Source organism: Actinomadura darangshiensis (assembly GCF_004349235.1).
GTDB classification, from domain to species: domain Bacteria; phylum Actinomycetota; class Actinomycetes; order Streptosporangiales; family Streptosporangiaceae; genus Spirillospora; species Spirillospora darangshiensis.
The window spans coordinates 1-24,544 of record NZ_SMKY01000122.1 but is presented as its reverse complement, the minus strand read 5'-3'; the positions used below and the strand labels follow the sequence as shown (position 1 = coordinate 24,544).

At 70.9% G+C, this 24,544-nt stretch carries 18 protein-coding genes; 17 read left to right on the top strand and 1 reads right to left on the bottom strand.

Annotation, left to right across the window (positions count from 1 at the left end; genetic code table 11):
* The 3 genes from E1293_RS24620 to E1293_RS24610 form a co-directional block, all read left to right on the top strand.
* Positions 1-773 (top strand): M20/M25/M40 family metallo-hydrolase (locus E1293_RS24620; protein ID WP_132199818.1); only part of this gene is annotated, 773 nt, incomplete at its 5' end.
* Positions 774-852: 79 nt separating this feature from the next.
* The gene (locus E1293_RS24615; RefSeq protein WP_132199817.1) at positions 853-1,521 is read left to right on the top strand and encodes a metal ABC transporter substrate-binding protein; all 669 of its coding nucleotides are present in this window, start codon (positions 853-855) and stop codon (positions 1,519-1,521) included.
* Between the two features lie 170 nt (positions 1,522-1,691).
* The gene (locus tag E1293_RS24610; protein WP_132199816.1) at positions 1,692-4,280 is read left to right on the top strand and encodes a chaplin; all 2,589 of its coding nucleotides are present in this window, start codon (positions 1,692-1,694) and stop codon (positions 4,278-4,280) included.
* 128 nt (positions 4,281-4,408) lie between these two features.
* On the opposite strand, the gene E1293_RS24605 is transcribed toward E1293_RS24610, so the two are convergent.
* Entirely contained in the window at positions 4,409-4,594 is a 186-nt protein-coding gene (locus tag E1293_RS24605; RefSeq protein ID WP_021596264.1) for a DUF5703 family protein, read from the bottom strand.
* 255 nt (positions 4,595-4,849) lie between these two features.
* Between E1293_RS24605 and topA the strand changes: the two genes are divergently transcribed.
* The 14 genes from topA to E1293_RS49565 all read left to right on the top strand — a co-directional run bounded on the left by topA (position 4,850) and on the right by E1293_RS49565 (position 24,053).
* Positions 4,850-7,540 (top strand): type I DNA topoisomerase, encoded by a 2,691-nt coding sequence (topA, locus tag E1293_RS24600; RefSeq protein WP_243716487.1) that lies wholly within the window; start codon positions 4,850-4,852, stop codon positions 7,538-7,540.
* Positions 7,541-7,568: 28 nt separating this feature from the next.
* On the top strand, positions 7,569-9,641 hold the full coding sequence (tmk, locus tag E1293_RS24595; RefSeq protein ID WP_132199815.1) for a dTMP kinase: 2,073 nt from the start codon (positions 7,569-7,571) through the stop codon (positions 9,639-9,641).
* Between the two features lie 35 nt (positions 9,642-9,676).
* Positions 9,677-10,816, top strand: a complete 1,140-nt coding sequence (locus E1293_RS24590) for a DNA polymerase III subunit delta' (protein WP_132199814.1) — start codon at positions 9,677-9,679, stop codon at positions 10,814-10,816.
* A gap of 132 nt (positions 10,817-10,948) precedes the next feature.
* On the top strand, positions 10,949-12,667 hold the full coding sequence (locus E1293_RS24585; protein ID WP_132199813.1) for a S8 family peptidase: 1,719 nt from the start codon (positions 10,949-10,951) through the stop codon (positions 12,665-12,667).
* 133 nt (positions 12,668-12,800) lie between these two features.
* Positions 12,801-13,316, top strand: coding sequence for a permease-like cell division protein FtsX (locus E1293_RS24580; RefSeq protein WP_132199812.1), 516 nt, complete (start codon positions 12,801-12,803; stop codon positions 13,314-13,316).
* A gap of 76 nt (positions 13,317-13,392) precedes the next feature.
* Entirely contained in the window at positions 13,393-13,932 is a 540-nt protein-coding gene (locus E1293_RS24575; protein ID WP_243716485.1) for a SigE family RNA polymerase sigma factor, read from the top strand.
* Positions 13,929-14,516, top strand: a complete 588-nt coding sequence (locus E1293_RS24570) for a permease-like cell division protein FtsX (RefSeq protein ID WP_132199810.1) — start codon at positions 13,929-13,931, stop codon at positions 14,514-14,516. The genes E1293_RS24575 and E1293_RS24570 overlap by 4 nt, the downstream gene beginning before the upstream one ends.
* Positions 14,517-14,535: 19 nt before the next feature.
* Positions 14,536-15,015: a low molecular weight protein-tyrosine-phosphatase gene (locus E1293_RS24565; protein ID WP_132199809.1), complete on the top strand. Its 480-nt coding sequence runs from the start codon at positions 14,536-14,538 to the stop codon at positions 15,013-15,015.
* Positions 15,016-15,858, top strand: a complete 843-nt coding sequence (locus tag E1293_RS24560) for a fructosamine kinase family protein (protein ID WP_132199808.1) — start codon at positions 15,016-15,018, stop codon at positions 15,856-15,858.
* Positions 15,859-15,968: 110 nt separating this feature from the next.
* A complete protein-coding gene (locus E1293_RS24555) occupies positions 15,969-20,459 on the top strand; it encodes a molybdopterin cofactor-binding domain-containing protein (protein ID WP_132199807.1) in 4,491 nt (1,496 codons plus the stop codon).
* A 95-nt stretch (positions 20,460-20,554) separates the two neighbouring features.
* Entirely contained in the window at positions 20,555-21,532 is a 978-nt protein-coding gene (locus tag E1293_RS24550) for a TolB-like translocation protein (RefSeq protein WP_132199806.1), read from the top strand.
* Positions 21,533-21,581: 49 nt separating this feature from the next.
* A complete protein-coding gene (locus tag E1293_RS24545; protein WP_132199819.1) occupies positions 21,582-22,412 on the top strand; it encodes a PSP1 domain-containing protein in 831 nt (276 codons plus the stop codon).
* A 130-nt stretch (positions 22,413-22,542) separates the two neighbouring features.
* Entirely contained in the window at positions 22,543-22,995 is a 453-nt protein-coding gene (locus tag E1293_RS24540; protein WP_132199805.1) for a helix-turn-helix domain-containing protein, read from the top strand.
* Entirely contained in the window at positions 22,992-24,053 is a 1,062-nt protein-coding gene (locus E1293_RS49565; protein ID WP_243716483.1) for a PIN domain-containing protein, read from the top strand. The genes E1293_RS24540 and E1293_RS49565 overlap by 4 nt, the downstream gene beginning before the upstream one ends.
* Positions 24,054-24,544: the final 491 nt, after the last annotated feature.

The window sequence follows — 24,544 nt, the reverse complement described above, 5'->3', positions numbered from 1 at the left end:
GGTTCAGCCTGACGGTGCCCGGTGACCGGCGGATGTACCTGATCGAGACGGCGGAGAAGGGCATCGCGTGGATGAACCTGACCGCGAGGGGGACGGCCGGTCACGGGTCGATGGTGCATCCGGACAACGCGGTCACGGCGCTGGCGGCGGCGGTCGCCCGGCTGGGGGCGCACGAGTTCCCGGTGCGGCTGACGAAGTCGGTGCGGGCCTTCCTGGAGCGGGCGTGCATGGCGTACGGGGTGGAGTTCGATCAGGAACATCCCGAAAAGTGCCTGGAGAAGATCGGGCCGTTGGCGCGCATGATCGGGGCGACCCTCACGAATACCCTCAATCCGACACGACTGGACGCCGGGTACAAGACCAACGTCATTCCGCAAAGTGCCACGGCTCAGGTGGACGGACGCTTTCTGCCCGGACATGAAGCCGAGTTCTTCGCGGTAGTGGACGAACTTCTCGGGCCGGACGTCGAGCGGGATTTCGTCCACCATGACCACGCGGTCGAGACGGACTACGAGGGGGCACTCGTCGCGGCGATGGAGGCGGCGCTGACCTCGGAGGACGCGGGTGCCCTGCCGGTGCCGTACTGCCTTAGCGGCGGGACGGACGCGAAGGCGTTCGCCAAACTCGGCATGCGCTGCTTCGGCTTCGCGCCGCTGAAATTGCCCCCAGAATTGGACTTTTCCGGAATGTTCCACGGGATCGACGAGCGCGTTCCGGTGGACGGGCTGCGCTTCGGCGTCAGGGTCCTCGACAAATTCCTTGATCGCTCCTGAATTTGCCATCACCAATGCGTTCCGTGGTGCTATCGTCACCATTCGTTGAGGGCGGTTTTGTCGCAACGGAGGGTGTCCGGTGGCAGGTGACGCGGCGTTGGGTCGGGCGGTTCCCGTCCGGCTGCGCCGCGTCGCCGCCGGACGATGCGTCCAGCGGCTGCTCGTCCTCGGCGGGCTGCTGATCGCGGGCTGGCTCCTCGGCTGCGCGGCGCAGTCCGCGCACGCCGACGAACCGCCGCCGGCGCAGGTCGTCGCGAGCACGCCCGTGCTGCGGGACGCGGTCACGACCGTTCATGAACACGAGCCGGTGCGCCGCGTCGTGCGCGCCGTGGCGGAGAAGGCGCCGCGTGAGGAGAAGCCCGCGCCGGCCGCATCGCCGCCCGAACAGGCCGAACCGGTGGCCGTGCCAAAGGCCGCGCCGCCCGTCACAATGGCCGCCTCGACGACGATCATGCACGGGCGGCCCGAGAAGACACGGGTTTCCCGGGTTTCCCGGGCCCGGACGACTGTCGCCCCTGCGTCGCGCCATGTCGTCCGGCACCAGCGGCCCCCGCTCCCGGCGCCGGATCGTTCCGGCGGCACGCATTCGGCGGTCGGCGGCGTCGTCGTCCCCGCCGTGGCCGCCGGGTTCCCGGTAATGGCGACGTGGGCTCTGGCCCCGCCACTCGCGCAGCGGCCGCATGTCTTCGGCGCGCTGCCCCCGGCCGTCCGCACCGCCGCGGACGAGCCGTCCTTCGCGCCCGACTGAGGCTCCACCGGTCCTCCCGCGGCGGACGACCGGGCACCCATCACTGATCAAGGCTCCGGACACGTGCCCGTGCGGCTCGGGCGCGCCGATCCGGTTACTCGCCGTGCCCGCATGCGCGGCAACCCCCCGAGACACGCGTGTCTCTTCACCATCTCCCCGAACGGAGCATCATGCGAACGTGGGCAAAAGGCACATCTCGTGCCGCGGTGCTCACCGCGAGCTTTGTCGCTCTCGGTGTCAGCGCCATCCCCGTCAACGCCTTCGCCGACATCACGAACGGCAGCGGCGGCGTCCTGAACGGCAACCAGGTGGACGTGCCGATCTCCGCGCCCGTCGACGTCAGCGGCAACAGCGGCGGCCTGCTCGGCACCGGCTACGCCACGTCCCACGGCGGCGTCAAGATCCACAAGCGCCGCGGTGCCGGCCAGCAGACGTCGGGCGCGCACGGCATCGCGTCCGGAAACCAGGTCAACGCCCCCATCTCGCTGCCGGTGAACGTCTGCGGCAACGCCGTCGGCGTGCTCGGCGAGGCGGAGGCCGGCTGCGAGGGCGGCGCCAAGGTCAGCGGCGGCGGCGCGGACGGCCAGGTCACCGACGGGACGGGCGGCGTCCTCGCGGGCAACCAGGTCAACGCGCCGATCTCCATCCCGGTCAACGTGTGCGGCAACGCGGTCGCGATCGCCGGCGACGCGGTCGGCGGCTGCGAGGGCGGCTCCCTCGTCAAGGCCGGCGGACACACCGGGTCCGGGCAGGAAACGTCCGGCATCTTCGGCGTCGGTGCGGGAAACCAGGCCAACGCTCCGATCAGCGTGCCCGTGGACCTCTGCGGCAACGCCATCGGCGACGGCGCGGCGGCCTGCGAGGGCGGCGCGTCCGTCCGCAACGGCGGCCACTGGACGGGACGCCAGACCACCGACGGCGCCTTCGGCGTGATCTCCGGAAACCAGGGCAACGCCCCGATCAGCATCCCGCTGACCGCGTGCGGCAACGCCGCCGCGCTGGTCGGAGAGGCCGGCGCGTTCTGCGAGGGCGGCGCCCACGCGCGCAGCAGCTCCGGCGGCGACCAGCACACGTCCGGCGCCTTCGGCGTCCTGGCCGGAAACCAGGGAAACACGCCGATCTCCATCCCGGCCGAGATCTGCGGCAACGCCGCGGCGGTCGTGGGCCTGGCGGCGGCGAGCTGCAACGGCCAGACCCTCGTCGAGGGCCCGCACGGCTCGGGCGCCCAGACGTCCGGCGACCACGGCGCCGGCGGCGGCAACCAGGCGAACGCGCCGACCAGAACCCCCGCCGACGCCTGCGGCAACGCCGCCGCCGTCACCGCCCTGGCCCCCGCCGCCTGCGAGCAGGGCCCCGGCTACGGCGGCTACCACCCCTACTCCCGGACCACGAACACCACCCCGGCGAACCTCCCGGGGATGGACGGCCGACTCCCGTCCAAGAACCTGCTGGCGGAGGCCACCGGCCTCGGAACAACCCCCGTGACGGACGCGAACGGTCTGACCCGCTCGCCCGCGACCACCGCCCTGGCTGACGGCGCCGCGCTGCCCAAGATGAGCGGCGCCCTGCCGGACGGTCTCCCCGGCGTCCAGCCGCAGGCGGACGGACACCGTCTGAAGAACGTCGCCGGCGGAAACGACCTGCTCAAGCTGGCCGGTCTGCCCGCGGCGGGCGACCTGGCGGCCACCAACGCGCTGCCCAAGATGAGCGGCGCCCTGCCGGACGGTCTCCCCGGCGTCCAGCCGCAAGCGGACGGACACCGTCTGAAGAACGTCGCCGGCGGAAACGACCTGCCCGCGGTGGGTGACCTGGCGGCCGCCAACGCGCTGCCCGCGGTGGGTGACCTGGCGGCCGCCAGCGCGGTGCCCGGGACGGACGGCGTCCTCGCGAACGGCGCCCTGCCCGTGCCCAGTGCTCAGCCGCAGCCGAACGGGCTGTTCACGCTGGTCGGCCTCCCGGCGGCAAGCGGCGTCCAGCCGAAGGCGGGCGCGCGCCACACGGTCGCGTCCAAGAACCTGCTGAGCAACGTGCGTCCCGGGGTGGACGGCGTTGCGCGGCTCCTCGCGCTGCCCAAGGCGGACGGTGGCGCGCTGCCCGGAACCGGTGGTGTCCTGGCGAACCACGGCCTGCCCGGCGGCGGGCCGCAGGTGGGCGGACGCCGCGCGCCGGACGGTCGGCTGCCGTCCAAGAACCTGCCGGTGGAGGGCACCCGCCCCGGGACGAACCCCGTGACGGAAGCGAACGGCCTGACCCGTCTGGTCACGACCGGCGACCTGGCCGACGGCGCCGCGCCGTCCAAGACGGGCGGCGTGCTCGCGCCCGAGAACCTCCCGGTGGGCGATGTCGTTTCGATGCTGGACACCCAGGCGCTGCCGGGTGGTGTCGGGCTGCCCAAGGTGCCCGGTCGCCGCACCACAAAGGTGACGCCGACCTCGGTGAACGGCTTGAAGGGGGCCGACAGGCTCGTCGCCGGCGAGGGGCTGCCCGAGCCCGTCCCGGGGCACGGTGCGCTGAAGGGCGTTCCCGGGGCGGACGGTGCGTCCGTCCTGAAGGGCGGGACCGGCGCGCGGGTGCTGCCTGAGGCGCCGGTCGTGCCGGTGACCGGGGCGATCGGGCCGGTTCAGCAGGTCGCGGCCCACGAGGCGGCCGCCGACGGGACCGGGGCCGGGTCGGTCTGGGTGCTGGCGGCGTCCGGGGTGCTGGCCATGGCGGCGGGCGCGCTGGCGCTCGTCCGGAAGGCCCGGGTGGGGCGCCGCTAGGAGGCGCCGCGAAGACCTTCGCCCGTCCCGGAAGGCGCGGTCCGGGGCGGGCGAAGCCATGCCCGGAGGCGAATTCGTAACGATGGGTCAGGGTATTCGTACGTAGTGCTACGATCCGCCGGGAACGGTCAGAACGTGCGGACGGCCCGGATGACCTTGCGGCGAAGCTGAATACGGCGGCGGCCGTCCGGGTACAGGCGCAACCGATCGATTTCCCAGCCGCCGCGTTCCGCGTGCTCGGTCAAGATCTGCCGGGCGGTGTCACGGGTGGTGCCGCGCGGCAGTGACAGGACGAGGTAGGTGTACTCCGCCATTGCGACCATTATTACTTGGTCTACCGGGGACGCTGCACCCCGGCGCGGCATCCCGGTCCGCGGGTCGTCCGGCGGCATGTCATCCTGTCGGTGGCGCGCGGCGGTGAGAATCCCGTCCCCGGTGAGGGGTGCGGCACGATGATCGCGAGGCGGCCGAGAAGCGCACGGGCATGAACGCGCCGCCATGTGACGTTGAATGAAGCCGGTAAGAAAGAGCCTGTGTAAGAGGACCGAGACAGCGAGGTTGGAGCGACTGTGCCAGCCAAGAACGGCACCGCGAACAGTGGCCGGGGCAACGGCGCCGGAACGCGCCTGGTGATCGTCGAGTCGCCTGCGAAGGCGAAGACGATCGCCGGGTACCTGGGCCGTGGCTACATCGTGGAGTCCAGTATCGGCCATATCCGGGACCTTCCGGGGAGCGCCTCGGAGGTGCCGGCCAAGTACAAGGGCGAGTCGTGGGCGAAGCTCGGCGTGAACGTCGAGCAGGACTTCGAGCCGCTCTACGTGGTCAACACCGACAAGCGGAGCCAGGTGCAGAAGCTCAAGAAGCTGCTGGCCGAGGCCGACGAGCTCTTCCTCGCGACGGACGAGGACCGGGAGGGCGAGGCGATCGCCTGGCACCTCCAGGACGTCCTGAAGCCGAAGGTGCCGGTGCACCGGATGGTCTTCAACGAGATCACCAAGGACGCGATCCAGCAGGCCGCCGCGAACCCGCGCGAGCTCAACATGCAGCTGGTGAACGCGCAGGAGACGCGCCGCATCCTGGACCGCCTCTACGGGTACGAGGTCAGCCCCGTCCTGTGGAAGAAGGTCATGCCGAAGCTTTCGGCGGGCCGTGTGCAGTCGGTGGCGACCCGGCTGGTCGTCGAGCGGGAGCGGGAGCGGATCGCGTTCGTCCCCGCCCACTACTGGGACATCGCGGCACAGTTCGACACGGGCAAGGAGGATGAGCCGAAGGTCTTCAAGGCCGGGCTCATCTCCGTGGACGACAAGCGCGTCGCGCAGGGCCGCGACTTCGCGTCCGACGGCACCCTGAAGACGCGGGACGCCCTGCACCTGGACGAGCCCGCCGCGCGCGCTCTGGCCGAGCGGCTCAGGGACCGCCCGTACGAGGTCAAGTCCGTCGAGCGGAAGCCGTACACGCGGCGCCCGTACCCCCCGTTCCGGACGACGACGCTTCAGCAGGAGGCCAGCCGCAAGCTGAGCTTCTCCGCGAAGTACACGATGTCGGTCGCGCAGAAGCTGTACGAGAACGGCTTCATCACCTACATGCGAACCGACTCGATCACGTTGTCGGAGACGGCGATCACGGCGGCGCGCCGGCAGGCGGCGAGCCTGTTCGGCGGCGAGTACGTGCCGGACAAGCCGCGCGTCTACGCGTCGAAGGTCAAGAACGCGCAGGAGGCGCACGAGGCGATCCGTCCCGCGGGCGAAACGTTCCGGACGCCGGCCGAGACCGGGCTGAAGGGCGACCAGTTCCGGCTGTACGAGCTGATCTGGAAGCGGACGATCGCGTCCCAGATGAAGGACGCGGTGGGCCAGTCCGTGTCGATCCGGGTCACCGGTGTCTCGACGCGGAACGAGCGCGCCGAGTTCGGTGCGACCGGTAAGACGATCACGTTCCACGGGTTCCTCAAGGCGTACGTGGAGAGCGCGGACGACCCGTCCACCGACCGGGACGACCAGGAGCGGCGGCTGCCGAACCTGGCCGAGGGCGACCCGCTGACCGCGAACGCGGTGGACGCGGAGGGCCACTCGACCCGCGCGCCGGCCCGCTACACCGAGGCCAGCCTGGTCAAGGAGCTGGAGGAGCGGGAGATCGGCCGCCCGTCCACCTACGCCTCGATCATCGGGACGATCCTGGCGCGCGAGTACGTGTTCAAGAAGGGCACGGCGCTCGTCCCGTCGTTCCTGGCGTTCGCCGTGGTCAACCTGCTGGAGCAGCACTTCGGCAACCTGGTCGACTACGACTTCACCGCGCACATGGAGGACGGTCTCGACGAGATCGCGCGCGGCGACGCCGAGCGCGTCCCGTGGCTGAACCGGTTCTACTTCGGTGACGGCGGTGAGGACGGCCTGAAGGAGCTGGTCGGCGACATCGGCGACATCGACGCCAAGGGCATCAGCTCGTTCCCGATCAAGGGCACCGACATCGTGGTGCGGGTGGGCCGGTACGGCTCCTACCTCGACCGCGACGGCGAGCGGGTCAACATTCCCGACGACATCGCGCCGGACGAGCTGACCGGGGAGAAGGCGGAGGAGCTGCTCGCGCAGCCGTCCGGCGACCGGGAGCTCGGCGCCGACCCGGCGACGGGCCACATGATCGTCGCCAAGTCGGGGCGGTTCGGCCCGTACGTCACCGAGATCCTGCCGGAGCAGGCCCCGCCCGCCGAGGGGAAGAAGCGGACGAAGAAGGCGGACACCCCCAAGCCGCGCACGGGGTCGCTCTTCAAGTCGATGTCCCTCGACACGATCACGCTGGACGACGCGCTGAAGCTGCTGTCCCTGCCGCGCACCCTCGGTGAGCTGGAGGGCGAGCCGGTGACCGCGCAGAACGGCCGTTTCGGTCCCTACATCAAGCGGGGCACCGACAGCCGGTCGCTCGGCTCCGAGGACGAGCTGTTCACCGTGACCCTGGAGCAGGCGAAGGAGCTGCTGGCGCAGCCCAAGCAGCGCGGACGCAGGGCCGCGGCCGCGGCGCCGCTGCGCGAGCTGGGCAAGGATCCGGCGAGCGAGAAGCCGGTCGTGGTGAAGGAGGGGCGTTTCGGCCCGTACGTCACCGACGGCGAGACGAACGCGAGCCTGCGCAAGGGCGACGAGGTCGAGTCGATCACGATCCAGCGCGCCGCGGAACTGCTCGCGGAGCGTCGTGAGAAGGTGGCCGCGGGCGGCGGGAAGAAGAAGCCGGCGACGCGCGGCCGAACCTCCGCGAAGTCCGGCTCCTAGGGACATCTACGCCGATACCCTGACCGACATGACCAGAACGGGCGCACCCCGGCCGCACCCCGCAGCCACACCGCCGCCGGGTGTTTCGTCGCTTTCCTCGATCAGGCCGTTCCGGCGGCTACGCACCGTGTTGTCGCTGTCCAGCCTCGCCCAGTGGCTTGGCGTGCCCGCGGTGACCGCGATGGCCGCGATGCTGACCCGCGACGACGACGCCGCGACCCGGGCGCAGGCGATCGGCGGCACGCTGGCGCTGATGCTGCTGCCGGCGGTGCTGCTCGCACCGCTCGGCGGCCTGCTCGCGGCGCGCGTCGACCGCCGGCTGATGCTGATCATCGCGGATGTGCTGCGGCTGGTGGTCGTCCTCACGGTGCCGCTGGTCGGCTCGCTGCCGTGGACGCTCGCCGCCGCGTTCCTCGTCTCCCTGCTGAGCCTGCCGTGGGTTCCGGCGGCGCGCGCGTCGCTGCCCGCCGTGGTCCCGGACGAGGAACTGCGTCCCGGCGCCCGCCGCGCCGCGACCCGCGTGGTCTACGGCCCGGCGCCCGCCGCCGCGCTGCTGTTCGCCGTCCTCGCCCTCATCGCGGACGGGACGCTCGGCAGCGGCGACCGCGCCGACCTCGCCCTCTACGTGACGTCCGGCCTGTTCCTCGTCGCGGCCGCCGCCGTCGCCATCGGCGGCGAGATCCCGTTCGGGGCGGCGCCCGCCGCCGTCGCACCGCTGAAGCTGATCTTCCAGGGCCCGGGGACGGCCGCCGCGCGCGGGCTCGGCCTCGCGATCGGCGGCGCGTCCCTCACGGCGGGCGCGGTCCTCGCGGTGGCCCGCCTCCACACCGGTGAGCTGGGCGGCGGCGACGCCGGGTACGGCACCGTCCTGACCGCGCTCACCGTCGGGCTCGGCTTCGGGCTGTTCCTCGGGCCGCGCGCCCTCGTCCCGTTCAGCCGGCGCCGGCTCCTCGGCCTCGCCGTGATCGCCGCCGCGCTCGTGCTGGTCGTGCTCGCCCTCGTCCAGAACCTCGTCGTCGTCGTGTTCATGGCGGCGTTCCTGGGGGTCTTCGCCGGGGCGGCCTGGTCGAACGCCACCGCCGCGGTGAACGACCCGGACGCGCCGGAGGACACCCGCCCGTCCGCCTACCTGCGGTCGGTCGCGCTGGTCACCGTGCTGGTCGGGGTCGTCGCCGTCCCGCTGATCGCCGGGGCGCTCGGCTCGCACCGCGTCGACCTCGGCGACGACGGCTACGACTTCCCCGGGTCGAGCGCGGCGCTGCTGATCGCCGCCGTCGCCGCCGTGCTGTGCGGGCTGTTCGCCTACCGGCGGCTGGACGACCGGCGCGGCATCCCGCTCGTCCCCGACCTGCGCGCCGCGCTGCGCGGCGAGATCTACACGCCGGCCGAGCAGGCCGTCGCCGCGCCCCAGCAGCCCGTCCACCGCGACCGCGGCGTGTTCATCGCGTTCGAGGGCGGCGAGGGCGCGGGCAAGACGACGCAGGCGCGGCTCGCCGCGATCTGGCTCCGCGACCACGGCTACGACGTGATCACCACGCACGAGCCCGGCGCCACCAAGATCGGCATGCGGCTGCGCGCGATGCTGCTCGACCGCGACACCACGGGACTGTCCGACCGCGGTGAGACGCTGCTGTACGCCGCCGACCGCGCCGACCACGTCGCCAACGTGATCAAGCCGGCGATGGACCGCGGCGCCATCGTGGTCAGCGACCGCTACGTCGACTCGTCCCTGGCCTACCAGGGCTTCGGACGCCGGCAGGCCGTCGAGGACATCGCCCGCGTCAACGCCTGGGCGACCGGCGGCCTCGTCCCGGACCTGACCGTCCTGCTGGAGATCCCGCCGCAGGCCGGCCTGAACCGGCTGTCGGCCCCCGCAGACCGCATCGAGTCGGAGTCGCAGGACTTCCACGAGCGCGTCCGCGCCGGCTTCCGCGCCCTCGCCGAGGCCGACCCGGACCGCTACCTGATCCTGGACGCGAGCCGCCCGCAGAACGAGATCACCCGCGAGATCCAGTACCGCATCCACGAGATCCTGCCCGACCCGATCCCGGCCGGCACCGAAGACGCCACGAGCACCTTCCCGGTAATCACCGACTACTGAACGCCCGTGGTCGCGCGGGCGGTTAGCCTTTGCGCATGAGTGTGTGGGACGACCTGGTGGGGCAGGAGACCGTCGCCGCGCAGCTGTCGGCGGCCGCGGAGAGCGCGGGCGGGCTGGCGCACGCCTGGCTGTTCACCGGGCCTCCCGGGTCGGGCCGCGTCACCGCCGCGCGGGCGTTCGCCGCCGCGCTCCAGTGCACGGAGACGCCGCGCGGGTGCGGGCATTGCGCGTCCTGCCACCAGGTCCTCCAGGGGACGCACGCCGACGTCGACGTCGTCCGCCCGCAGGGGCTGTCGTTCGGCATCAGGGACGCGCGGGCCCTCGTGCTGCGGGCGTCGTCGTCGCCGAGCGGGGGCGGCTGGCAGATCGTCCTGTTCGAGGACGCCGACCGGGCCACCGAGGGCGCCGCCAACGCGCTGCTGAAGGCGATCGAGGAGCCGCCCGCCCGGACGATCTGGCTGCTGTGCACGCCGTCGCCCGAGGACCTGCTCGTCACGATCCGGTCGCGCTGCCGCCTGGTGACCTTGCAGACCCCGCCGATCGCGGCGATCGCCGACTTCCTCGTCCAGCGGGACGGCGCCGACAGGGAGACCGCCGAGGTGGTGGCGCGGGCCGCGCAGGGCCACATCAGCCGGGCGCGCCGGCTCGCCGCCGACCCGCGGATGCGCCGGGTGCGCGACGACGTGGTGGCGATCCCGCGCCGGCTGACCGGGGTGAGCCCGGCGGTCGAGGCCGCGGGGACCCTCGTGAAGGCGGCCGAGGCGGAGCGGGACTCGCAGACGGCGGAGCTGAGCGAGACGGAGACCTCCGCCCTGCGCAAGGCGCTCGGCGAGAGCGAGAAGGGCCGGATGCCGCGCGGCACGGCGGGCGCGCTCAAGGAGCTCGAAGCCCGGCAGAAGTCGCGGGCCACCCGCGTGCTGCGCGACGCCCTCGACCGGACGCTGCTCGACCTCGCGTCCTACTACCGGGACGTGCTCACGCTGCAGCTCGGAGCGGGCAGCGAACTGGTCAACGCCGACCTCGGCCCGGAACTGCGGACGGCGGCCGGGATCGGCCGCGCCGAGGACACCCTCAACCGGCTCGACGCCATCATGGCCTGCCGGGAACGGCTGGACGCCAACGTCAACCCGCAGCTCGCGTTCGAGGCGCTGACCCTCGCGCTGCGCACCGGCTGACTTTTTTGGGGCTTACAAGAGCCGTCCTCATTCGTTACATTTCCGTACGCGTCTCTCAACAAGCGCACAAGTAACGTTCGCTGGCTGATCAACCGATAACGGTTGGTTACCCCCACGGCCAGGAGGTCTGCTTTGCGGCGAGCCTTGATTTCCGCCGCGTGCGCCGTCACCACCGTGACGGCCCTCGCGTTCCCAGCCTCAGCGGCTCCGAGTCCATCGCCGGCCAAGGGCGAGGCGTCGGAGTACGTCGTCCTCTACAAGGAAGGCGTTTCCCCGGGCTGGGCCCATCGCGCCGTCAAGGCGGCCGGTGGCAAAGTCGTTCACGAGAACCGTGATGTCGGCGTCGCCACCGTCCGCTCGCAGAATCCCGAGTTCATCCACGCGGCGATGAACCAGCGGGCGCTGGAAGGCGTCGCGCACAACCGCGTCATCGGCGAGGCGCCGAAGACGGTGAAGAAGGCCCCGAAGGTCGAGCGCCTCAAGGGCGTCCTGAAGGGCGCCAAGAACAAGGTGTCGCTGGACGGCAAGCCGTCCAAGGACACCGAGCCGCTCGCCGATCTGCAGTGGGACATGAAGCAGATCCACGCGACGGCTGACGGCTCGTACAAGAAGGAGCCGGGCGACAAGCGCGTGCTGGTCGGCGTCCTCGACACCGGTGTGGACGGCGGCCACCCCGACATCGCGCCGAACTTCAACCGCAAGCTCAGCCGCAACTTCACGCACGACATCCCGACCGACGCCAACGGCGCCGAGGTCGACGGCCCGTGCGAGTTCGAGTCGTGCGTCGACCCCAACAACTGGGACGACAACGACCACGGCACGCACGTCGCGTCCGAGATCGCCTCGCCGCGCAATGGGCTCGGCACGGCGGGCGTCGCGCCGAACGTGTCGATCGTCAACCTGCGCGTCGGCCAGGACTCCGGCTACTTCTTCCTCCAGCCGACCGTCGACGGCCTCACCTACGCGGCCAAGCACGGCATCGACGTCGTCAACATGAGCTACTACATCGACCCGTGGCTCTGGAACTGCGGCAACAACCCGGCCGACAGCCCCGAGGACCAGCTGGAGCAGCGGACGATCATCAAGGCCGCCCAGCGCGCCCTGGACTTCGCGCACAAGCGCGGCGTCACGCTGATCTCCGCCGCCGGCAACGACTTCGTCGACTACACGAAGACGAACGACGACACGAGCAGCCCCGACTTCCCGTCCGTGCCGGGCGAGGCGCCGCACGACCGGTCCGTCCCGGCGAGCTGCGTGTCGATGCCGTCCGAGGGCGAGCACGTCATCCCGATCTCCTCGACGGGGCCGAGCGGCCGCAAGTCGTACTTCAGCAGCTTCGGCAACGGCTACGTCGCGGTGGCGGCGCCCGGCGGCGACAAGGTCGACAACGCCGACCAGCGTCCGGACGACAAGGGCGGCATCTGGGCCGCCTACCCCGAGCGGCTCGCGAAGGCGCGCGGTGAGCTGAACGCCGACGGCACCCCGAAGGTGCCGAACATCATCCGCAGCTGCAAGGGCGACAAGTGCGCCTACTACCAGTCGATCCAGGGCACCTCGATGGCGTCGCCGCACGCGGTCGGCGTCGCCGCGCTCATCGTCAGCAAGTACGGGCACCGGGACCGCCACGGCGGTCTGACCATGGACCCGAACGCCGTCGAGCGGGTGCTGCGCGGTACCGCGACCGCCAAGGCGTGCCCGAGCCCGAGCACCGTCGAGTACGTCTGGTACACCCAGGGGGAAGACGGCGAGTGGGTGAAGAACACCTCGACGCAGACCTGTGAGGGGTCGAAGGGCCAGAACGGCTTCTTCGGCAACGGCATCGTGGACGCGCTCCACGCCGTCTCACGCTGACCCTTCCAAGTCCACCCCAGGACGCGGCCCCCGGCGATCCAGCCGGGGGCCGCGTTCTTTCCGTGCCGGGACGGTCTGGTGCGGTCTGTGGCAAGGTGAACACCGGCCGTGTCCCGGGTGAGGGAGAGCGACGATGACCGTGCCGGGCGAGCGGCCCGAAGGCGATGCGCGGCCTGCGAGGCGGGCCCCGGTCTGGGTGATCGTCGGCGCCGCGGTGGTCGCCGTCCTGCTGACGGGAGGCGTGCTCGTCGGCGGCTTCCTCCTGCTGCGCGACGCCGGCGACTCGCACGCCTCCCAGCCGGGGGAGCGCGACGTGTCGGTGTTCTTCTGCTCGCGGACGTCCAGCAATGCCGCCTGCAAGGGCCAGGACGTGACGGAGTCGCAGCGGCAGGAGGTCACCCGGCGCGCCAAAGGAATGAAGCAGGTGCGCCGGGTCGAGTACGAGTCGAAGCAGGAGGCGTACGAGAGGTTCAAGAAGGTCTTCAAGGACCGGAAGGACATGCTCCAGTCCGTCAGTCCCGGTGACCTTCCCGACTCGCTGCGGCTCCGCGTCACCGGCACCGAGGGCGCCGAGGCCGTCAAGGCGGCACTGACGGGCGTCGCGGGCGTCGACTCCGTCGTCGTCCAGCCGCTCGCCACCCGGACGTGAAGTTCCTCCCGGAAGTTCCGCGTCCGAAGCAACCACGGAGGCGCCGCGGCGTCTCTGAGGCATGAATGCTGAAACGGTGCTCACCGCACGGGGCCGCCCCGCGGACGAAGCGCCCGGTGATGCGTCACCCGGTGATGCGGCGGATGCGGTCACCGACCTGTACCGGGGGCACGCGCTCGGGCTGACGCGGCTCGCCCTGGTGATGGTCGGTGACCGGGGGACGGCCGAGGACGTCGTCCAGGACGCGTTCACGGGCCTGTACCGGCGGTGGCCGCGCCTGCGCGACCGCGAGAAGGCGCTCACCTACGTCCGCTCCGCCGTCCTGAACGGGTCGCGGACGGCGCTGCGGCGGCGCCGGCGGCCGCTCCGGGCCGTCCACGAGGCGCCCGTCTGGTCCGCCGAGGCGGAGGCGATGGTCGGCGAGGACCGGCGCGAGGTCATGGAGGCGCTGCACCGGCTCCCCGCCCGGCAGCGCGAGGCGCTGGTGCTGCGCTACTTCTGCGACCTGTCCGAGGACGAGATCGCCGCCGCGATGCGGGTGAGCCGCGGCACCGTCAAGTCGACCACGTCCCGGGCGATCGCCGCACTGGGCCGGATGCTGGGGAGCGAGCAGTGAACGCGACAGAAGAGCGCCTCCGGGACGCGCTGAAGACCGTGGGCGACACCATCGGCCCCGAGGACGTGCCGGAGCCGAGGTTCGCCACACGGCGCCGGAGGCTCTCGCGCCCCGTGATGGCGGTGGCCGCCGTCGCCGCGTCCGCCGCCGTCGTGGTGGGGGGAGCGGTGCTGGGCGGCGTCTTCCCATCGGGCGATGCGCCCGGTCCGCTGGCCCCGCCCTCGGCATCGCCTTCTCCCTCCGGCTCCACGGCGCCGAGGATCTCGGTGTTCCTCTGCACGAAGGCGTCCGCCAACCAGTTCTGCGAGCACAAAGACGCGACCGAGCCGCAGAAGCGCGCGATCCAGAGCCGTCTGGAGGCGCTCGCGCAGGTCAGCTTCGTCGAGTTCGAGAACACGAGGCAGGCGCGTGAGCGCTTCGAGAGGCGCTTCGAGAGTTCCCCCGAGCTGAGCCGGATACTCAAGAACGGTGACGTCCCGGAGTCGTTCAGGGTCACCCTCGCTTCCGTCGGGGACGTCGGGAAGGTGATGAGGGACATGGTGGGCAGGCCGGGGGTGGACGCGGTCATCATTGAGCGGCGCTGACCTCGGGCATGATGGGGGCATGTCGTACCGCGTCACGTTCGTCTGCACGGGCAACATCTGCCGCTCCCCGATGGCCGAATGGGTCCTGCGCCACCACGTGGACGAAGAGGGGCTGGACGTCGAGGTCGACAGCTCGGGCACCGGCAACTGGCACGTGGGCGACGCGGCCGACGACCGGACGACCGCGGCGCTGGAGCGGGCCGGGTACCGGTCGGCGCACATCGCACGGCAGTTCGAGTCCGGCTGGTTCGGCCGGTACGACCTGATCCTCGCGCTGGACGAGGGGCACCTGCGGGCGCTGCGCTCGATGGCGCCGGACGAGGAGGCGCGCGGCAAGGTCCGGCTGCTGCGCGAGTTCGACCCGGACGCGGCCGGCGACCTCGACGTCCCCGACCCGTACTACGGCGGCCGCGCCGACTTCGACCTCGTCCTGGATCAGGTGGAGGCGGCGATGCCCGGCCTCCTGGAGGAGATCCGCACGGCGGCCAAGGGGGGCTGAGTGCGGGACCGGCTTGAGCGGCTGCTCGGAACCGGGGTCGGCGACGTGCGCGACCTCGGTTCCAGCCATTCCTGGACGCTGCACAGGGCGTCTCTGGACGACGGCCGCGAGGTCTTCGTCAAGGCGGCCTCCGGTCAGGCGGGCGTGTTCGCCGCTGAGGCGGCCGGGCTGCGCTGGCTGGTCGAGGCGGGTCCCGGGACGCCCGTCCCCGAGGTGGTCGCGGCGGACGACCACCTGCTCGTCCTGCCGTGGCTGCCGTCGTCGGCGCCGTCGCGCGACGCCGCCGAGCGCCTCGGCCGCGAGCTGGCCGCCCTGCACACCGGCGACCGTCCGGACGCCTACGGCGCGCCCTGGGACGGCTACATCGCCGACCTGCCCCTCGACAACACACTGGACGACCGCGGCTGGCCGCGCTGGTACGCCGAGCGCCGCCTCGAACCGTTCCTGCGCCTCGGCGCCCGGCACCTGTCGTCCGGCGACATCCGGCTCGTCGAGCGCGTCATGGCGGACGTCGAGGCGCTCGCCGGGCCGCCGGAGCCGCCGTCGCGCATCCACGGCGACCTGTGGTCGGGGAACGTCCAGTGGACGGACGGCCGGGCGCTGCTCATCGACCCGGCCGCGCACGGCGGGCACCGCGAGACCGACCTCGCCATGATGGCCCTCTTCGGGGCACCGCACCTCGACACCGTGCTGGCCGCCTACGACGAGGCGGCGCCCCTGGCGGACGGGTGGCGGGCACGCGTCCCGTTGCACCAGCTGCATCCGCTCCTGGTGCATGTGGCGCTGTTCGGCGGGTCGTACCGGGCGCCCCTGGTCGAGGCGGCCCGCGCTTCTATCGGCTGAGTAAGGAGAACCTGCCGTAACCCTTCGCGCGTTCTCAACTACGCTCCGTGTTGGAACCGACTCGAAGCGGCGCAACCCGGTGATCACACCCGGGCGGAGGGGACTGGCTCATGACCGGCAGCGTGACCTTCTATCTCAACGGTGAGCGCGTCGTCCTGGACGATCCGGCCCCCGACCTGCTGCTGATCGACTACCTGCGGTCGCCGGAGGTCGCGCTGACCGGCGCCAAGAAGGGCTGCGGCCAGGGCGGCTGCGGTGCGTGCACGGTCATCCTGTCGAGCTGGGACGCCGAGTCGCGGGAGCCCGAGCACCGCGCGATCAACTCGTGCCTCCGCCCGGTGTGCGCGCTCGACGGGCTCGCCGTGACCACGATCGAGGGCACGGGCGGGGCCGGCCGGAAGGCGCCGCCGCACCTGACGCACCAGCCGTCCTTCTCCCGCGGGGTCTCCCCGGGTCTCACCGAGCCGGCCGCCGTCGCCGAAGCGGCCGAGGCGGCCCGGACGCTGCACGCGGAGTCCACCGCCCAGGCGGAGGCGTACGAGGCCGGCGCCGCCGCCGCGCAGGACCCCGGGACCGAGGCCGAGCGGATGAACCCGGTCGCGCACCGGCTGGCGATGAACAACGGCACCCAGTGCGGCTACTGCACGACCGGTTTCGTCATGAACATGACGGCGCTGCTCCAGGACGAGTCCGCGCCCACCAAGCGCCGCATCGAGGAGGCGTTCGACGGCAACCTGTGCCGCTGCACCGGCTACCGGGCGATCCTCACCGGGATGAAGACGTTCGCCTCCGACTGGACGGAGCAGGACGAGGCCGCCCGCATGAAATGCCTCGGCGACGGGCAGGCCCGCCCGCCGGCCGCCACGGCGGACATCCCCTTCCCGGACGCGGCCCGCACCGCGGCCCCTGCGCCGATCGAGGTGACGGGAAACGGCCGAACCTGGGTCACCCCGTCAACGCTCGTGGAACTGCGCCAGATCATGACGGCGGAACCGGGCCGGAGGCTGCGGCTCGTCCACGGCAACACGTCGTACGGCGTGTACCCGGGGGAGGTGCGGGACGCCGACCTCCTCGTCGACATCCGCCTCATCCCCGACATCCGCGGCATCACGATCGAGGATGACAGGCTGGAGGTGGGCGCCGGCACGTCCTACCGCGACCTGATCGACGCCCTCGCGGGGATCCGCACCAGCCGGGACGCCGGCGAGACGACCCGGCTCGGCGTACTGGAGTACATGGCGCGGCGCACCGCCGGGACGATCCTGCGGAACGCGGCTTCCCTCGGCGGGAACACGATGCTGGTCCTGCACCACATCGCCGAGAAGGAGCCGTTCCCGTCCGACCTGTACACCGCCCTGACCGCCACCGGCGCCACGATCGAGGTGTGGCGCGCGTCCACCGCCACGAAGGAGTGGCTGGAGCCCGACGAGCTGGTTGCCCGGGTGAAAAGCGACTCGAAGCTGCTGGACGACATCGTCCTGCTGGCGTACCGGTTCCCGTTCGGTGGCGCCGACGAGGTGGTGCTCGCGCAGAAGGTCGCGTTCCGGGACGTCAACGCGCACTCCCTCGTGAACGCCACCACGAGCTTGACCTTGGCGGGCGACCTGACGGTCATCGACGCCGCGCTCGTCTTCGGCGGGATCGCGCCCTACCCGTGGCGTCCCCGGCTGACGGAGGACGCCATGACCGGCCGCCCCCTCTCGCTGGACGCGTTCGCCGACCTCGCCGCGCTCCTCCGTGACGAGGTGCGGAGTGAACTCGACGAGTGGCGCGACCGCATGGCGGGGCTCCCGTCCGAAGGCGTCACGGACGCCTACCGGGTCGAGCTCGCGGAATCCTTCCTCTACAAGGCGATCGTGCAGGCGCTGGACCAGCGGGCCGCCGTCCCGGCGAACGACCGCAGCGCCGGCGAGATCACCTGGGGGCACTGGCCGGTCAGCGACGGCCGCCAGCACTACAAGATCCAAGGCTGGAAGGCGCCGGTCTCCCAGCCGTACATCAAGCTCATGGCGATGTTCCAGGCGTCCGGGCAGGTCCACTACACGCACGAGATCCCGGTGCCGCCGACGACGCTGCAGGCGGCGTTCGCGCAGAGCCGCCGGGCGCTCGCCGGCTTCACCCTCACCGTCCCCGGCGAGTCCGGACGCACCGGTGCCGACGCGCTCAGCGACCACCTCCGCAGCCGGTTCGCCTCCTTCGAGCGGCTCATCACCTGCGCGGACGTCCCGCCCCAAGGCATCAACCTGCAAGGGATGGGCGGCGACCAGCCGCTGTTCGCCGTCGACCGGGTCGAGTACGTCGGCCAGGCCATCGCCCTCGTCCTGGCCGACACCGAGAAGGCCGCCGTCGAGATCGCCGACTACGTCACCCGGGAGTGCGTCGGCTACGGCCCGGTGACCTGGCCCGCGCCATGGAACAAGCCGCCCTGGACCGAACCGCCGTGGAACCGTCCGCTGCTGTCGCTCGAAGAGGCCGTCGCGATCGGCAGCGTGTTCCCCGACTGCCCGTCCGCGGCGCCGTACGTGTCCCACATCTGGGAGATCGTCCGGCCCGGCAGCGAGTTCGGCTGGGTCGACCGGAACCGGCGGCCGTTCGAGGACGCCATCGTCCGGCGGGGCGGCCACATCGACGGCGCGCCCTGCGTCATCGTCGAGAGCGGCCAGCTCACCGGCGGCCAGGCCCACTTCTACCTGGAGACGCAGTCCTGCGTCGTCGAACCCGCCGACGGCGGCCGGTGGATCGTCCGGCCGTCGTCGCAGAGCCCGATGGAGATGCACCAGACGTCCGCGATGGCCATCGGCGTCGAGCACAACCGGATCGAGGTGGACGTGCGGCAGCTCGGCGGCGGATACGGCGGCAAGACCGAGTCCGCCCGCTTCGTCACCGGGCCGGCGGTCGTCGCCGCGTACGCCACCGGACGTCCCGTCCGGCTCGTCCTGCCGCGCGACGAGGACACCGGCATGATCGGCAAGCGGCACCCGTACTACGGCCAGTACCAGATCGCGATCGACGACGGCGCGAACCGGCCCGAGGACAAGGGCCTGATCAGGGGCTCGCACACCCGCATGTGGGGCGACGGCGGGGCGTTCTACGACTGCTCGTTCATCGTGTCGAACTGCATCCAGCTCCGCGCCGACAACGCCTACCGGGTCCGCAACTTCGCGAACCAGATCGACGTGTGCCGCACCAACACCGCGCCGAACACGGCGTTCCGCGCGTTCGGCGACGTCCAGTGCAAGCTCATCGTGGAGAACGCCATCGACGACGCCGCGTACGCGATCGGCATGACCGCCGAAGACGTGCGCGAGAAGAACATGTACGAGCGCGGCGACGTCACCCCCTACGGACAGGCCCTCACCTACTGCTACATGCGCGAGGTCTGGTCCTACCTCAAGGAGGTGTCGCGGTACGCGGAGAAGAAGCGGGAGGTGGACGCGTACAACGCGGCCAACACATGGCGGAAACGCGGCATCGCCATGATCCCGGTCAAGTACGGCGCCGGATACAACTTCACGCAGCTGGAACAGGCCGTCGCGCACCTCGCCGTCCACTCCGGCGACGGCAGCATCGTCATCCACCAGGGCGGCGTCGACATGGGCCAGGGGATGATGACGAAGGTCGAGCAGATCGCGTCCTACATCCTGAACGTGCCGTTCGAACTCATCCACATCGACCGGCCCCGCACCAGCGTGATCCCGAACCCGACGAGCTCGGGCGCCTCCACGGGGACCGCGTACAACGGCGAGGCCGTCAAGCAGGTCTGCGAGCAGATGCGGCGGCGCCTCGCCGACTTCGGACAGGAGATGCTCAAGGAACACGGCGAGGAATGGTGCCGCAAGGCCGGAATCGACTACTGGAACCACGGCAAGACCGGCTGGGCGGCGAAGGTCGGCGGACGCCTCATCTGGCAGAACCTCGTCCAGCTCGCCTACCAGCAGCGCGTCGGCCTGGTCGCGTCGTTCACCGCGCCGATCCACGGCGGCGAAGACCCGCTGCCCGCGCTGACCTTCAAGGACGGCGGCCAGCCCGGCCTCCCCGGCATCGGCGTCGACCCGAAGGCCCGTCCCGGCGGCGGCGTCGACTCCTTCACCGGCTTCACCTACTCCGCCGCCTGCTCCGTCGTCGAGGTCGACGTGCTCACCGGCGAGACGAAGATCCTGAGCTCCGACCTCATGTACGACATCGGGTGGAGCATCAACCCGGCCATCGACGTCGGGCAGGTCGAGGGCGCTTTCGTGCAGGGCGTCGGCTACGTCCTGACAGAGCAGCTCGTGTACGAGGACGAGGGCGACGAGGCCGGCCGCCTCAACACCGTCAACACCTGGAAGTACAAGCCGCCCGCCACCACCACGATCCCGCTGGAGCTGAACACCTACCTGTTCCCGCGCGACCGGGCGGCGTCCGTCCCGGAGAACCCCCACGATCTGCTGTCGGCCAAGGAGGTCGGCGAACCGCCGCTCGTGCTCGCGACCAGCGTGTTCTTCGCGGTGAAGGCGGCCGTCCGGGCGTCCAGGCTGGAACGCGGCCTGGACGGTCTGTTCCACCTCGACGCGCCCGCCACCGTCCAGGAGGTCCGCCGCGCCTGCGCCGTCTCCCTGTGACGGACAACGATGTCGCTTCATGGGTTTTTGTCGCGTTGCAGATGCGATAGAAACGACGGGCGATCCGGCAGGAAGGGCAGGTGCGAGACAGACCGATGGACGATGGCAGGCGCGAGGACCCCGGAACCCGCCTCGGCTCGTGGAAGGGCCTCGTTCCCCTGGGCGTGGCCGCGGCCGCCGCCCTGTTCATCGGCGGCAGCGTGGACGTGGTGCACCGCCACCAGCGCGCCGCCGACAAGGAGCACGACGCCAAGCCCGCCGCCAAGGCCGAGCAGACGGAACCGGCGTACATCGTCGGCATCACCGAGCCCGGCACGGCGCTGCTCGTCCGGGACGTCGAGTCCGGCGCGAACGTAGGGCTGCCCGTCGCCGCCCCGGAGGGCCGCCGCTTCCAGCGCGTCGCCGCCGTCAAGGACGGCTCGTACGTCGTCGCGTCCTACGGCGACCGCAAGGTGACCTTCCAGCGCCTCCACCTGGACGACGACGGACGTCCCAAGAACCTCAAACCCATGCCGAAGGCAGTCGTCCCCGGCGCCTCCACCGCCTGGTCGGACCTCGCCGTAAGCCCGGACGGCGACCACCTCGCCTACGTCACCTACAAGGGCACCCGGGCCCGCGTCGACGTGGTCTCGTCCAGCACCGGCACCCACAAGGTGTGGACGACCAAACTCCGCGCCCGCGTAGGAAGCCTCTCCTGGTCAGGCACCACGCTCTCCTTCGTCTGGAGCCCGGTCGGCTCGGAGAAGCACCAGGTCCGCACACTCGACACCAACGCCGCCGTAGGCGACCTCAAGGTGAGCAAGGCCGTCATGACCCTGCCCAAGGGCAGCTCCAACGCCGTCCTGACCCGCAACGGCCTGGTCACCGGCATACAGAAGAACTCGCAACTGACGCTCCAGACGTTCACCCTCCAGGGCAAACCCGCCAAGACCCTCTGGACCCAGAAGGTGAAGGGCTCCCTCACCGGCCTCGACATCGCCCACACCGGCAGCGGTTTCATGGCGACCGCCACCGACCTGTACGCCAAGGACATCGCCGTTCCAGCCCAGGATCTCGCCGACGCCGCCTGGTGAGACCTAGAGTGGGTCGCACGAATCGGGTGAATGGAGCGAAACCGTGGGCATGGTGATGGCAGTCAGCTTCACCCGTTACGGCCGCCTCTACTACCTCGACCCGGGCCCGCACACCCCGAAGGTCGGCGACAAGGTCCTCGTCCCGACCGACTCGGGCCCCGAGGTCGCGGAATGCGTATGGGCGCCGCAATGGGTCTCCGACGACATCGACGGCCTCCCCGAATGCGCCGGCCCGGCCACCGACGAGCACCTCAGCCGCGACGAGGCCAACCGCCGCCGCCGCGCCGAGGGCCGCTCCATCGCCAAACGCCTGATCCGCAAGCACGAACTCCCGATGAAGGTCATCGGCGTCGACTACCTCGACACCGACAACGTCTTCAAGATCTATTTCACCGCCCCGCACCGCGTCGACTTCCGCGCCCTCGTCCGCGACCTGGCCCGCGGCATCAAGGCCCGCGTCGAACTCCGCCAGGTCGGCCCCCGCGACGAGGCCCGCCTCCAGGGCGGCATCGGCCCCTGCGGCCGCGACCTGTGCTGCGCCACCTTCCTCAAGGACTTCGAGCCCGTCTCCGTCCGCATGGCGAAGGAACAGGACCTCCCCGTCAACCCCCTCCGCATAGCCGGCGCCTGCGGCCGCCTGATGTGCTGCCTCAAGTACGAGCACCCGCTCTACATGGAGTTCAAGGAGAAGGCCCCGCGGCTGGGCTCCCGCGTGTCCACCCCGGAGGGCGAAGGCCAGGTCATCGGCTACAACGTCCCCGGCGACCGCGTAACGGTCAAGGTAGGCTCCCGCCGCTGCTCCTGCCCCTCCGCCTCTGTCTGCTCCCCCCGCCAACAACACGACGCCACGTACAACAAGCCCGCCGACGACGCCATCTGACGATCCGCGGTGGTCCATGTGGATGCCGCACGATGCGTAATAGTCATCACCCGGATGCGTTCCGTCACTTGCGTATATTGCGTTGGCTTCGCATAATGCGAATAAGGGCGGTGTCGAGCGAGGGGGACGCATGGCGGATGTCCAGGTCAAGCGGGTTGAACCGGGTGTGATCGATTCTGAACAGGCCGCACGCGCCGTCCAAAGGATCAAGGCTTACCTTCAGCGGCACCCTGACGAGCAGGCCGTCAGTGTCCAGGCCGAACACGGCGGTGACGGGGCCCTGATCCTTCCGCGGGAAGCGGTGAGCCTCCTCGCCTACATCCTGACGCAGGCCGCCGCGGGACGCGGTGTATCGGTCATGCCGTCGCACGCCGAACTGACCACGCAGCAGGCGGCAGACCTGCTCAACGTCTCGCGCCCCTACCTCATCGGACTGCTGGAGGCGGGGACCATTTCGTTCAAGCGGGTCGGCCGGCACCGCCGGATCAGGTACGACGACCTCATGGCCTACAAACGCGAGTCAGAGGCGCAGAGCCGCACTGCCGTCGACGAGCTGGCCGCGCTCGGCCAAGAGCTGGCATGACCTTCGTCGCGGTCTATGACGCCTGCGTGCTGTACGGCAACACCCAGCGCGACATGCTGATACGCGTCGCCCGATCCGGACTGGTTCAGGCCAAGTGGACAACGACCATCCTCGATGAGATGGAGAAGAACTTGGCCGCCAACCGCCCTGGCATCCCGCCAGAGAAGCTGGCCAGGTTACGAGTCCTGATGAACCGCGCGGTCCCCGACGTTCTCGTTGAGGACTATGAACCGCTGATCGAGGGGCTGAAGCTCCCCGATCCGAATGATCGGCACGTGCTTGCCGCAGCGATCAAGGCCGGCGCGCAAATGATCGTTACCTCGAACCTCAAGGACTTCCCGCCCGACTCGCTTGCGCCATGGAACGTGGAAGCGAAGAGCCCTGACGACTTCGTCCTCGACCAGATCGATTTCGATGACAGGGTCATCTGGGCATGTGTTCAGCAGATCGCCGACTCCCGGGTCAACCCGCCAGAGACGATGGAGGACGTACTCGACGCCTCGAACGCGCCGGCTTGGTGGAGTCCGTCGCCGCGCTGCGGACTCGGAGTTAGGCGACACGGGGCTCCCGGCAACCGCAGGCCGGACCTGATCCGGCGCAGAGACGGCCTCAACGATGAGCACCCGTTGTATGTCAAGGCGCATGACAGGATGCCGGCCCTGGGCTCCTGCTTGGTCACCCCGGACGGCCCAGGCCAGGTGGGTAGGCCGCAACGTCCCCTCCGACAGCGTCACAGTCCGCCTGAACAGCGGAGGCCACTGCTCCTGCCCCTCAGCCTCCGTCTGCTCCCCCAAGCAACACGACGCCCACTGCAACCCCACCTCCGACGACACTTGATCAAGCTGGACAGGCGCATGCGTGGCAAGATCCATGGCATGAGCGCGCGGGTCTGGCTGAATGAGAGCGACCAGTTCGTCCCTGGCATCGAGTTGTTTCGCTCGGACAGGTCGTTCACGCTGTGGGCGTACACCGTCAGCCACAGTCAGTTGTTGCTGCGCACGCGGACGACCACGCGGGACGGGGTCAGGTCGCGCCGGAGCCCACTGCCTGATCGTTGAGACGGGGAACGAGCACGACTACGTCGTGGCGCATGTCGTCGGCTGGGCGGAGGACATGGCAAGCGAGCGGGAGCCGAGTGCTCTGGCTGGCTTCGCCCCTGGCAGTGACCCGGCCCGCATCCTGGGCTGACCGGCCCGCATCGATGACCTGCGGCGCGAGCACCCGCTCTACATGGAGTTCAAGGAGAAGGCCCCGCGGCTGCTCCTGCCCCTCCGCCTCGGTCTGCTCGCCCCGCCAACAACACGACGCCCACTACGCCGTTTCAGACGACAGTGAGCCGACTTGAGCGAAGGCCGCAAAGCGCACGCGGGCCGGAGGGCGCGGCACGTCTGTGCTTCCGCGGTTCAGTGGACTCGACGTTGCTGAGCAAGTGGCTGGCCCGGATCGAGAGGGGGGCTCCAGTCGGCAGCACCGTCACGACCTCGCTTCAAAGGGGTGTTCTGTCCTGAGCGACCGCGTTCTGAACGTGGCGTTTCGTTCTGAACAGGGG